Origin of the sequence: Lysinibacillus sp. Bpr_S20 (assembly GCF_023337835.1) — a bacterium.
GTDB lineage: Bacteria > Bacillota > Bacilli > Bacillales_A > Planococcaceae > Lysinibacillus.
Genome location: NZ_JALNLQ010000010.1, coordinates 87416 through 99668, shown reverse-complemented (window position 1 = coordinate 99668; position 12253 = coordinate 87416). Strand labels below are relative to the sequence as shown.

General features: G+C 38.5%; 11 protein-coding genes. All 11 read left to right on the top strand.

Translation table 11 applies throughout. The features are described from left to right. Window position 1: 1 nt before the first annotated feature. The 11 genes from MWJ95_RS20095 to MWJ95_RS20045 all read left to right on the top strand — a co-directional run bounded on the left by MWJ95_RS20095 (window position 2) and on the right by MWJ95_RS20045 (window position 12188). Window positions 2-781, top strand: a complete 780-nt coding sequence (locus tag MWJ95_RS20095; protein ID WP_249075728.1) for a segregation/condensation protein A — start codon at window positions 2-4, stop codon at window positions 779-781. Next, on the top strand, window positions 753-1346 hold the full coding sequence (gene scpB / locus MWJ95_RS20090; protein ID WP_249107120.1) for an SMC-Scp complex subunit ScpB: 594 nt from the start codon (window positions 753-755) through the stop codon (window positions 1344-1346). The genes MWJ95_RS20095 and scpB overlap by 29 nt, the downstream gene beginning before the upstream one ends. A gap of 78 nt (window positions 1347-1424) precedes the next feature. Further along, window positions 1425-2495, top strand: coding sequence for a D-alanyl-D-alanine carboxypeptidase family protein (locus MWJ95_RS20085; RefSeq protein WP_249075729.1), 1071 nt, complete (start codon window positions 1425-1427; stop codon window positions 2493-2495). A gap of 723 nt (window positions 2496-3218) precedes the next feature. Further along, window positions 3219-3950 carry a pseudouridine synthase gene (locus MWJ95_RS20080; RefSeq protein WP_249075730.1) on the top strand — a complete coding sequence of 244 codons (732 nt, stop codon included), beginning with the start codon at window positions 3219-3221 and terminating at the stop codon, window positions 3948-3950. Between the two features lie 348 nt (window positions 3951-4298). Continuing rightward, on the top strand, window positions 4299-4832 hold the full coding sequence (gene resA / locus MWJ95_RS20075; RefSeq protein ID WP_249075731.1) for a thiol-disulfide oxidoreductase ResA: 534 nt from the start codon (window positions 4299-4301) through the stop codon (window positions 4830-4832). Window positions 4833-4845: 13 nt separating this feature from the next. Then, a complete protein-coding gene (resB, locus tag MWJ95_RS20070) occupies window positions 4846-6507 on the top strand; it encodes a cytochrome c biogenesis protein ResB (protein ID WP_249075732.1) in 1662 nt (553 codons plus the stop codon). Continuing rightward, window positions 6504-7691, top strand: a complete 1188-nt coding sequence (gene ccsB, locus MWJ95_RS20065; RefSeq protein WP_283164819.1) for a c-type cytochrome biogenesis protein CcsB — start codon at window positions 6504-6506, stop codon at window positions 7689-7691. The genes resB and ccsB overlap by 4 nt, the downstream gene beginning before the upstream one ends. 153 nt (window positions 7692-7844) lie before the next feature. After that, the gene (locus tag MWJ95_RS20060) at window positions 7845-8561 is read left to right on the top strand and encodes a response regulator transcription factor (RefSeq protein WP_049668637.1); all 717 of its coding nucleotides are present in this window, start codon (window positions 7845-7847) and stop codon (window positions 8559-8561) included. Further along, a complete protein-coding gene (locus MWJ95_RS20055; RefSeq protein WP_249075733.1) occupies window positions 8554-10329 on the top strand; it encodes an ATP-binding protein in 1776 nt (591 codons plus the stop codon). The genes MWJ95_RS20060 and MWJ95_RS20055 overlap by 8 nt, the downstream gene beginning before the upstream one ends. 72 nt (window positions 10330-10401) lie before the next feature. Beyond that, window positions 10402-10935 carry an RNA polymerase sigma factor SigX gene (gene sigX / locus MWJ95_RS20050; RefSeq protein ID WP_249075734.1) on the top strand — a complete coding sequence of 178 codons (534 nt, stop codon included), beginning with the start codon at window positions 10402-10404 and terminating at the stop codon, window positions 10933-10935. After that, window positions 10932-12188 (top strand): RNA polymerase subunit sigma, encoded by a 1257-nt coding sequence (locus MWJ95_RS20045; protein WP_249075735.1) that lies wholly within the window; start codon window positions 10932-10934, stop codon window positions 12186-12188. Before sigX ends, MWJ95_RS20045 begins: the two co-directional genes overlap by 4 nt. Window positions 12189-12253 lie beyond the last annotated feature (65 nt).

Sequence of the window (12253 nt, the reverse complement as noted above, 5' to 3'; positions counted from 1 at the left end):
AATGTCTTATGAAGTAAAATTAGAAGCCTTCTCAGGGCCTCTTGATTTATTATTGCATTTAATTCACAGATTGGAAATTGATATATATGATATCCCAATGGCTGAAATAACTCAACAATATATCGACCATATACATGCAATGCAGGTACTGGAGTTAAATGAAGCTAGTGAATATTTAGTGATGGCTGCTACATTATTAGCCATTAAAAGTCGTATGCTCCTACCAATTCATGAAGGTGAGCTTGAAGATGCCGAATTAGAGGTTGACGGTCCTGACCCTCGTGAAGAACTGGTCCAACGTTTAATAGAGTATAAGAAATATAAAGAAGCAGCGAGCAGCCTGCAAGAGCTTGAAACAGATCGTGCACAGGTATTTACAAGGCCCCCAGCAGATTTATCAGCGTTAGCATCAGATGAGCAAATGGCGTTATTTGATTTGAACGTCAATATCTATGATATGCTTGGCGCCTTTCAAAAACTGATGCGTCGAAAAAAATTAAAAAAACCGCTAAAAACAACTGTAGCGAGACAAGAACGCTCAGTGAAAGATCAAATGCGTTCGGTTGTCGATTCATTACGAACTACAGGTGGACGTGCATCATTTTTCGAGCTTTTTCCCTATGAAGATAAGCCAACACTTATTCTGACGTTTTTATCAATTCTTGAACTGATGAAACGTCAGGTCATCATCGTAGAGCAAGACGGTAACTTTGAAGAATTAACAGTTACATTACAGAAGGAGGAATGGGATGATGCCGAAAACAATGATGCTACAGAGTAGAATAGAAGCCTTATTATTTGTTGTTGGTGATGACGGTTTAACCATAAAACAATTGTCACAACTTTTAGGCGAACCGGAAGAGTTAGTCGTACAAACAATGGAAGTGTTGAAAACAACATATGAAGAAGATTTAGCAAGAGGCCTTAGTATAAAAGAAATGGCTGGAGTTTATCAGCTTATCACAAAATCTGAGCTAGCAGATACTATTCAAAGATTAGTAGAAAATCCAACTGCTCAATCATTATCGCAAGCCTCGCTTGAGGTATTGGCTATTGTTGCATACAAACAGCCAATTACACGTGTAGCAATTGAAGATTTACGTGGTGTGAAATGTGAAAGACCAATTCAAACGCTCGTTTCTAGGGGGTTAATTAAGGAGGTTGGTCGTTCGGAAGGAACAGGACGTGCAATCTTATATGGAACGACAAAAGAATTCTTAAACTATTTTGGATTAAATAGTATAGAAGAAATGCCTCCGTTACCTGAAGAAGAGTTAGTCGAACAAGAGCAAGAAACAGATTTATTTATGACGAAATTCCAAGAAACCTTTAGTGGAGTAAAGTGAATGAGCAAGGTATAATGCTTTGTTTGAAACATAAATATAAGTTATATTTTCCTATTACTTTTAATAAGGAGTGGCTCGTTGCTTCGGATAGTACGTTTAATATTGCTCATGATAGTCGTGGTAATAGTAATGCTTCCTCAAACCAGTCTAGCGCGAGGGGGCAGCGGATATGCTGTTTTAGATGGTGATACGGGCCGTGTTTTATTCGAATCAAATAGTGATGCACGGTTACCAATTGCTAGCTTAACAAAAATTTGGACAGCTCTTGTGGCAATAGAAAATAGCAATCTTCAAGATGAAGTGGTTATTTCACCAAGGGCTGCAACGGCTGAGGGCTCGTCCATTTACTTGCAAGCAGGTGAAAAAGTTACGGTAGAAACACTGTTATATGGTTTGATGCTTCGTTCGGGTAATGATGCAGCAACAGCTTTAGCAGAGCATGCCGGCGGATCGGTAGAAGGGTTCGTCAAGTTAATGAATGAGCGTGCTGTTGTTGCTGGACTCACAAATACAGTATTTATGAACCCTTCTGGCTTGCATCATGATGAACACTTATCGTCAGCGCGAGATACAGCTGAAATGTTAAGGATTGCTCTTCAGAATAAAACGTTCAAGAAGATTGCCTCCACAGTTCTATTTCGTGCCAATACTGAAAACGGAATGTTATGGGAAAATAAACACCGTTTATTACGAGAGGGCTCAGGGGTTGCGATCGAAATAGGCGAGGAAACACAACAACCTGTTAATGCACTAAAATCAGCAAAAGGTTCAGCTTTTGCCGGAAAAACAGGCTTTACGAAGGTAGCAGGTCGAACCCTTGCGACTGCCTTCCAAAAGGACGGGCAGACATGTATTGTCGTCACTTTGAATGAATCCGATGACTGGAATGTACATCGGGGTTTAGCCAACAAGGTTTGGCAAGATTACAGCCTTGAGACTGTAGTGAAAAAAGGTAAATATAAAGTGAATAAAAACCTTTCCATTCGTTTAGAGGAACCAATTCATTTGCAGTTAAATAAAGATGAAAAAGAAAGTGTAAGGCAAGTTTTGCATGTTTCTAGAAAACGTAAGGAAGGTGTACTGTCCATCTTTTTAGGTGAAGAGCGTATCTATGCAGTACCAGTAAAAGTTGAATCGGCGGATCGTTAAAAGCGATCCGCTGATTTTTTTATGTTTTTTAATTGCTGGTGTCACATTAATGCAAAAGTCTCGCTGTACCGTTGACGGGGAGATTAAAAGCGACAACTTGAATATCAATCTTTGTTTATTGATACAAAGCTCATCATCATAACGTGTGGTTGATTTCCGTTCCGACTGGGCGCTTTCCTGGGGGCGTCCGATGAGCCGCTTCACTCGCGTTGCTCGCTCCATGGTCTCATCTGTGACGCTGATCCCCAAGGAGTCGCCCAGTCTCCACTCCAATCAACTTATATCAAGTTAGCCCTTTGCGTATATATTGTAGCTGTCGCACAGATAAAATCCAACAAGGACGTGGCGTTTTTAGATTGAGTTCCTCTATTTCAGTAGGTATTTGGATGCCTACTGAAAGTGAACCACACCCGCATTCATCTCATCGCTTTCAGAGGTAAGAGCCTTCTACTGAATGAATATACATGGCATACGGCTTTATAAATGTCATCCCCTAACTTTTAATTTCTATCTAAATATGTGTAAAAACACCAAAAAAATAGTTGATAAAAACAATTGCAAATAATTTAATTACTTATGCATAATTAGTTTTTCTTTAATAATGTATAAAAGTATGACATAATTTTCACAGATTAGCGGGAAAAATAACCTTATTCATATTGTGCGAATGAGGTTTAAAGATTGGTGTCAAAACCAAGGTGAATGAAAACTAGAGGTGAAAGAATGGAAAGATTACAAAAGGTCATTGCGTATGCTGGTGTGGCGTCTAGGCGTAAGGCAGAACAAATGATTTTAGAAGGTAAAGTAAAAGTGAACGGAGTAGTAGTTCGTGAGTTAGGTACAAAAGTTTCTAACTCAGACACGATAGAAGTAGAAGGCGTGAAACTTGAGAAAGAAGATAAGGTTTATTATTTATTATATAAACCACGTGGAACGATATCGGCTGTAACAGACGACAAAGGACGAAAAACTGTCACAGATTTGTTTAAGCATATCCCGCAGCGAATTTTCCCAGTTGGCCGTCTGGACTATGATACATCTGGGTTATTGCTATTGACAAATGATGGTGAATTTTCTTATATGCTGACGCATCCAAAGTTTAAAATCGACAAAACCTATATTGCTCGTGTTAAAGGAGTTCCAACGATTGAAGGTTTAAAAAACCTACAACGAGGAATTAAACTTGAAGATGGTAAAACAGCCCCAGCAAAAGTTAGTATGACTTCGTTTGATGAGAAAGCAGGTAAAGCAATCTGTGAAATTACGATCCACGAAGGGAAAAACCGTCAAGTGCGTCGCATGTTCGAGGCGATTGGTACGCCTGTTGTGAAACTAAAACGTGAACGCTTTGCGTTTTTAGATTTATTCGGACTAGCTCCGGGGGAATATCGTGAATTAACGAAGCATGAAGTGAAGCAATTGCGAGTGTTAGCAGAGACAGGGAAAATCGGATAAATAAGCAATAACTAAGAGAAAGTGAATACGTCTATGTGTAATAGTAATGTATTCACTTTCTTATTAGTGAAATCGTTCATAAATCATTCATAATTATTAGCTAAGTGTTTGTGTTTCGTTTTGCTATAATAGGTGAGAATGGCTCACCTTAATTAGTTGCATCTAAATGAAATCGTTCCCATGATTTGCAAGGTAGTATTTGACGCACAAGTGTATGACTACTATAAAATTTGACAAACATGTAAATGCTGTAAATTAGACGGTGAAAATTATACATAATGTTTGGTTGAAAAGACTTAGCGTCAGTAGGAGTTACTCAAAGCTGTAATTGATAGGGGGTTTATTAACATGGAGAAAAAGAAAAAACGTCTCGTCATTCGTACCATTATTTTGGCTGTTTTAGTCTTTGCAATTGGTTACACAGTATATGGAACAGCGACAAAGGATAAAGTAGAGTTAATAAAGGTAGGCTCTAAAGCACCAGACTTCACGTTAGTAGATTTAAACGGTGAGAAACATAAGCTGTCTGATTATAAAGGGCAGGGCGTATTTTTGAACTTCTGGGGAACTTTTTGTGCTCCGTGTGAGAAGGAAATGCCTGCAATGGACCGTCAGTATAAAGTCTTTAAAGATCAGGGTGTACAAACGTTGGCGGTCAATGTTGCGCAAACAGATTTTGAAGTACAAAATTTTGTCGATAGACACGAGTTATCGTTCCCAGTAGTTATTGACAAAACGAAAAGCGTTACGACTACCTACAATGTAGGTAATTTACCAGCAACTCTCCTTATTGATCCAGATGGTAAAGTAGCTAAAATTATTACTGGTGAAATGACGGAGGGAGATATTGCTTCGTATATGGAATTAGTGAAGCCAAAATAAGGAGAAAATGACTATGGAAAACATCATTTGTGCTTGTGGTCATAGTAACCCATATGGCACGAAGCTTTGTGAGAAATGTGGTCGCCCTTTAACTGAGGAAGGTAAACAGACAAAAGTTGTTGATATGCGCTACGATGGAACGGCGATTCGTTCAAAAACGTATAATACAACAATTGTAGATAAAATTTGGAATTTCTTCTCGAATGTAAAAGTGGGGATTGCCCTCATTATTATTACGTTGGTCGCAGCGTCAATTGGAACAATACTACCGCAAGCGATGTATGTGAATGCCCCAGAACCTAGTAAAGCAGAGTATTATGAAAAAGTGTATGGTGTTTTGGGTAAACTCTATAATAATTTAGGCCTTTCTAATTTGTATAGCACTTGGTGGTTCCAAATTTTAGTGGGCATGCTTGCGATCTCTATTATTGTTGCGAGTTTAGACCGTGGTTTACCATTGCATAAGTCGCTTAAGAATCAACGCGTGAAACGTCATGAAAGTTTCATGAAGCGTCAACGTATCGTTGCGGAAGGACAAGTGCCAAACCCTGATGAAACGCTAGATAAAGTAGAGCAAAAAATGACTGAATTAAAATATCGTGTTCGCCGTGATGGAAGTGCACTGCTAGCAGAGCGCGGCCGTTTTGCTCGGTACGGCCCATACATAAATCATGTCGGTCTCATTATCTTTTTAGCAGGTGTTATGTTGCGCTTGGTACCTGGTTTTTATGTGGATGAGACAATTTGGATCCGTGAAGGTGAGACACGAGCTGTACCAGGTATGGACGGCTATTTTATTAAAAATAATAAATTTATTTTAGAAACTCATGGTGATAAGCCGCAGGACGAGCAAATGAACCAAGGCGTAAATGCTATGGCGAAAAACTATCAAACAGACGTCACATTATACAAACAACCTGACGGAGCTCTCCCTGGAGATATAGACAATCTTGAAAAATTAAGAGATTACTCTATTCGTGTCAATCATCCGTTAAAAGAAAGCGGTTTTGCGCTGTATCAAATGAATTATCGTCTTAACGAATTGAGACAGATGAACTTTAATTTAGTGAATAAAGCAACAGAAGAAGATTCACTAGGTCAAATTGAAATTGATTTAACGAATCCTAAAAAAGAATATGATTTAGGAAATGGTTCCTCCGTACAGATTCTAATTTATACACCGGATTTTGATGGTTTTAAAGATGGTGAACCACAGACAAAATCATCCATACCAAATAATCCAGCATTTTTATTCAGAATGACAACACCAGAAACGCCAAAAGGTGAAGTAAGCTTTGTAGAGATTAGGAAGCCACCACTTGAACCACTTGGTGAAAATAAATATAGAATGAAATTCGCTGGAGCAGAAATGCGTAATACTTCAAACTTTACAATTCGTAAGGACAGAACGATACCAATTTTATTTGTCGGCGGTATTATTTTCATGATTGGTGTAGTTATTGGATCGTATTGGAACCACCGACGTTTATGGTTACAGGTGGAGCCAGACGGTCGAGTGTTGATGGCTGCCCATGTGAATAAAAATATGTTCAGTATGAAAAAGGATTTAGATACAGTCACTACATTTGCTGGTCTACCACCATATGAAGATCAGTTAGAGTCAGAGAATGGCAAGAAATCCACAAAGGAAGAGGAAGGTGACAACACCTTATGAGTTTGATTGACATCAGTGGAAACCTATTATTTGTAGCATTCATTGCCTACCTTGTGGCAACTTTATTGTTTGGTGGTTCGATAAAGCAATCGAATGCAACAGGCAAAAATACCGAAAAATGGGGCAAGGTAGCAATTGTTGTAACAATTATTGGTCTACTTGCGCAGCTTGGTTATTTTATCACTCGTTGGATTTATGCAGGGCATGCACCTGTTAGTAATATGTTTGAATTTACGACTGCGTTCGGTATGTTCATTGTTGGGGCATTCATTTTAATTTATTTTATTTATCGCGTGACAGCTCTAGGCTTAGTAGCATTACCTGTGGCGTTATTAATAATAGCCTATGCGTCGATGTTCCCGAAAGAAGTTAGCCCTTTAGTGCCGTCTTTACAAAGCTACTGGTTAACAATTCATGTTATTACGGCTGCTTTAGGTCAATCCATTTTAGCAATTAGTGCTGTAGCAGGGCTTATTTATTTATTAAAAGTAGTGGATCTCACGAAAGCTTCTAAACAACGTTTCTGGTTAGAAGCAGTAATGTTCTTCCTTGTGGTAGTCGTTGGTTTCGTTGCTGCTTCATCAATCTTTAATATGATGGATTACGATTCAACATATACGTATGTTGATAAAGAGGGTAAGGAACGTCAAATTGCATACCAAATGCCACCACTATTTGGTATGAATGAATATAAGGCTGTGGAAGAACATGGCATGTCTCCGTTAGTAGAAATGCCCGCGCTTATTAATGCAAAGAAATTAACAACAGTTGTCTGGTCGTTATTGGTAGGATCTGTTTTATATTTATTCATTCGATTAATTGCACGACGTCGAATTAGTGCGATTTTCCAACCTTTTGTCAAACGGGTAAATTTACAATTAGTTGATGAAATTGGTTATCGTTCAGTTATAATTGGTTTCCCAGTATTTACGTTAGGGGCTTTAATCTTTGCAATGATTTGGGCACAACTAGCGTGGAGTCGTTTCTGGGGATGGGATCCGAAGGAAGTCTGGGCACTTATTACATGGTTATTCTATGCAGCATTCCTACACTTACGTTTATCAAAAGGTTGGGAAGGTGAAAAATCTGCATGGTTAGCATTGATTGGTTTTGGCATTATCTTATTTAACTTAATTGCTGTTAACTTGATTCTTGCAGGTTTACACTCATACGCTTCAGCTTAAATTGGTTAATTTGAGCACATAGATTTTTAATGTCGCTAGTATTTGAAAGAAGAGCCTTCTTGCTGTGGCAAGAAGGCTTTCTTTTCTTTTCAATATGTGCTGTACAATGTACAATAGAAAGTAGAGAAAGATTAGAAGAGAGGGATCGTGAAAGTGTCAGAAAATATTTCAGTATTAGTAGTAGATGACGAGGATCGTATTCGACGCTTATTAAAAATGTATTTAGAGCGTGAAGGGTACCTTGTTGACGAGGCAGAAAATGGTGAACAAGCGATCGAAAAATCTTTGGAAAAAGAGTATCACTGTATTTTATTAGATATTATGATGCCTGAAAAAGACGGGCTTGAAGTTTGTGCGGAAATCCGTGAACGAGCAGCAACACCGATTATTTTATTAACTGCAAAAGGCGAGGAAGCGAATCGTGTACAAGGTTTTGAGCTTGGCGCAGATGATTATATTGTAAAACCGTTTAGTCCTCGTGAGGTTGTGTTACGTGTGAAAGCTATATTACGCCGTTCACAAGCATTCTCACCTTCGACAAATGCATCTTCTTCAAAAGATTTAGTTGTCTTCCAACATTTAATGATTGATCATGATGCGCACCGTGTAACAGCAGAGGGTATTGAAGTGAATTTAACGCCTAAAGAGTATGAATTGCTTTATTTCCTAGCTAAATCACCAGATAAAGTATTTGACCGTGAACAATTACTAAAAGAAGTTTGGCATTATGATTTCTTTGGGGACTTACGTACAGTTGACACGCATGTAAAACGTTTACGTGAAAAGCTCAACCGTGTATCTGAAAACGCTGCAAAAATGATTGTTACTGTATGGGGCGTTGGTTACAAATTTGAGGTTGTCAATGAATAGAATATGGAACAGTGTTGTCGGGAAGCTATGGGTAACCATATTGCTTCTCGTTTCATTTGTATTGTTTGTTTTCACGGTTTTAATGCTTGAGTTTCTTCAGAATTACCATATGCAACAAGCAGAAAGCTCTTTGCGTCAAACGGCAGCAACAGTTGCAAGTATAGTAGATGATAATGAAACGGCAGAATCTACTTCGGAACTATTAAAAGATATTTTACCTGAAAGTACAAATGCACTTATTGCTACTTACCAAGATAGCGTTTCTTTCGCTATGCAGGAAGGTGTCAATAAAAAAGAAATCCAGGATATGATTTTAGCCAATAAATCGTTCAAAGAAGTTTTTCAATCAGATAAACCGATTATTAAGGAAATGATGATGCCGTCTTCCACAGACAAAGAAAAATTGGAATCGTATGTTGTGCTTGGTTTCCCCTTAAATGTGGAAAATGCAGTGCATGGGGCTGTCTTTATTTATCAAAGTCCAGATGCGCTACATAAAACATCGAAAGAGACGACGAAAATTGTCTTTTTATCTGCATTCATTGCCTTTGTCTTGACGACATTTTTTGCATTTTTCCTATCCTCACGTATTACGTCACCATTACGTAAAATGCGTGAATTGGCGTTTGAAATTTCGAAAGGGAATTTTGAAGCGAAGATGCCAACGACACAAAATGACGAAATTGGCCAGCTTGCAGTTGCCTTTAATCAAATGGGCCGTCAATTGAAACATAATCTAGAAGTGATCAATCAAGAAAATGAACAGCTTTCGAATATATTGACATCGATGACAGATGCCGTGATTACGTTTAATCGTGATCGTACAATATTATTAAGTAATCCGCCAGCGGACCGTTTAATGCAAAAGTGGTTTGTCAATAAGGGGTCACAAAGTGCGAAGCCCATTCCGCCAGAGCTTTATCATATGCTCGATCATGTACTGATGTTCGAAGATAAGCTTGAAGAAGAGATTGAAATGGATGGCAGTTACTATACGTTTACGATTAGCCCTCTTTACAGTGAGGAATCGATACGTGGAGCGGTTGCGGTTATTCGTGATATGACGGAGCAGCATCGCTTAGAAAAATTGCGTTCAGACTTTATTGCTAATGTTTCACATGAGCTACGGACGCCGATTTCGATGCTTCAAGGTTATTCAGAGGCTTTAATGGATGATGATTTTATTCAGGATCAAGAAGAACGTAATGAGATTACAAAAATTATTTATGATGAATCAAAGCGTATGGGACGTCTCGTAACAGATTTATTAGACCTTGCCCGAATGGAATCGGGGCATATGACGCTTTACAAGGATGAGCTCCCTATTAATTCAACATTCGAACGTATTACGCAAAAATTTGCACAGGTTGCAAAAGAGAAGCATGTTCGTCTAATATTTGACAGTGAATTTAATGACGATGCTTGGATTAGTATCGATGAGGATCGGATTGAACAAGTGTTAACAAATTTAGTTGATAATGCTCTACGTCATACGGATGAAGGTTCAGTCACCGTGAAGGTTGAGCAGGAGCCAACCTTTGCCAAGATTTCTGTCCAGGATACAGGGCACGGTATTCCACAAGAGGACTTACCCTATGTCTTTGAACGTTTCTATAAAGCAGATAAAGCACGTACGCGTTCTAAAGGTGGGACTGGCCTAGGTTTAGCTATTGCGAGAAATATTGTCAAAGCACATTCAGGCAATATTATGGTGGATAGTGTGCTAAAAGAAGGGACTACCTTCACGTTTTATTTACCATTCGATTAGAATGGTGTTTATTGGATGTAACTTTTGTGAACATTTAGACGACAAATATAAATAGAACGGGGGTGGAGTGCTTTGAATGACTCCGTGTTCCATCGTTTATACGATGCATATCATCAAGACGTGTTCCAGTTTCTTATTTATTTAGTAAAAAACCGTACAGTTGCTGAAGATTTGGCGCATGAGGTTTATGTCCGCGTATTGCGCTCATATGATCAATTCGCCGGAAATAGTAGCGAAAAGACTTGGCTTTTTGCTATTGCTAAAAATGTCGCGATTGATCATTTTAGAAAGCAGACTGTACGCCAAAAACATTCACTTGATTTTTTTGATTGGGAAACGGAACAACTACATTCAACCACACCATCACCGGAAGATGTGCTGCAGGCCAGTGATGAATTTATGAAAGTGCAATTAGCACTTGAACATTGTACGGGTGATCAAAAAATGGTCATTATTATGCGCTACTTTCAAGATTTATCCATTGCAGAAACTGCGCAAATACTAGATTGGACAGAAGCGAAGGTAAAAACCACTCAGCATCGTGCCATTAAATTTTTAAGGCAACAGCTACAACAGATTAGAGAACAGGAGGCGAAATGGCAATGACACATAATCCATTTGATGATGACCAACTGGATCATCTATTAAATAATGCCCCTAAGCTTTCTGATCACCGCTCTAAAGAGGAAGTGTTAAATCGATTATTGGCAGATGCTCGTTTACAGGATAATGTCCATCTTCAAGAAGCACAACAACCAACAAATGATGAAATACTAATGCAAGAGCAACAACAGCCAGAGAAAACAAAGAAGGTAGTTCGTAAATGGCCAATCTTTATGGGTGTAGCAGCTGTTTTCGCCTTAACAGTACTTACAGGCTCCGAGTTAAATAATCATACAAAAATGAAACAAGCTAATGCTCCGGAAGTTTCTCCATATTCAACAGTGCAGGAAAGTCAGGCAGCGAAAAGCTATGTCAACCATGATCGGATTGTGGAATCCAACATAGTAGCAGAACATTCAAAGATCATGTCTCTACGATCTTCTGTTTATACAGATGATTTAAAAGATGCAGTAGTATTCCATATAGGGTTGGCAAATCGTGAAAAGGAAAGTGTACCGATGTCGTATATCATTCCAAAGGAACGAGTGGCTACTGATTTTGGGAAGAAAAAGCCTTCCACATTACAAATGTATGAAAAATATGCGCCACAAATTGATGAGGAAGCAAATGGTTTTACGAACTATCATCCTTATAAAGGAGAATTAAAAGAGAAGGGCGATAAACTAGTGCATGTAATGCCGGAGAAGAATGACTATGATGTCGCTTCGGCGGATAATAGCGAATATGTAGGGACGTTACAGGATACATTCTCAGACTCAGAGTATAAAAATATTGAGTTTGAAAAACCAAAGGATAAAGCCGACGAAATTTCCAAGGAAGAAAAGCCTATGGTATTAACTAGCTCCAATCATTTTAATTATTATTTATATAAAGGTGAAAATGGAGAAGAATATTTATCTCCTGATTCTCGTAAAACTTTTTCCACTGTAACAGAAGCACTTACTGGTATGCGGAATAAAAATGATGATGTATACGTTCCAGTTGTACCGGAAAATATAACATACACTGTCAAAGAGGTGGCGGAAGGTGTCATTGTTACATTTGATGAGCCGCTTGACTTAACGACGATGGATGCTGTTCGTGCGACGCAATTAATTGAAGCAATGATGCTCACCGCTGCAAGCTTTGATAAACAAATACGTTTAGACAATGTTGTACAGGAAAGCTGGGAAGGATTTAATTTGAAAAAATTCTTGCCGAAGCCTGTGGGAGCCAATAAACGATATATGCCATAAACGAAACGAACGGAACATAAATAAATTTTTTTGGAGCATTCTCGCCGCATATGTGCGTGAATGCT

Excerpts from the sequence above, each read along its gene's own strand:
- MWJ95_RS20095 (WP_249075728.1), top strand. The coding sequence starts at position 2 with ATGTCTTATGAAGTAAAATTAGAAGCCTTCTCAGGGCCTCTTGATTTA.
- scpB (WP_249107120.1), top strand. The coding sequence starts at position 753 with ATGCCGAAAACAATGATGCTACAGAGTAGAATAGAAGCCTTATTATTT.
- MWJ95_RS20080 (WP_249075730.1), top strand. The coding sequence starts at position 3,219 with ATGGAAAGATTACAAAAGGTCATTGCGTATGCTGGTGTGGCGTCTAGG.
- resA (WP_249075731.1), top strand. The coding sequence starts at position 4,299 with ATGGAGAAAAAGAAAAAACGTCTCGTCATTCGTACCATTATTTTGGCT.
- resB (WP_249075732.1), top strand. The coding sequence starts at position 4,846 with ATGGAAAACATCATTTGTGCTTGTGGTCATAGTAACCCATATGGCACG.
- ccsB (WP_283164819.1), top strand. The coding sequence starts at position 6,504 with ATGAGTTTGATTGACATCAGTGGAAACCTATTATTTGTAGCATTCATT.
- MWJ95_RS20055 (WP_249075733.1), top strand. The coding sequence starts at position 8,554 with ATGAATAGAATATGGAACAGTGTTGTCGGGAAGCTATGGGTAACCATA.
- MWJ95_RS20045 (WP_249075735.1), top strand. The coding sequence starts at position 10,932 with ATGACACATAATCCATTTGATGATGACCAACTGGATCATCTATTAAAT.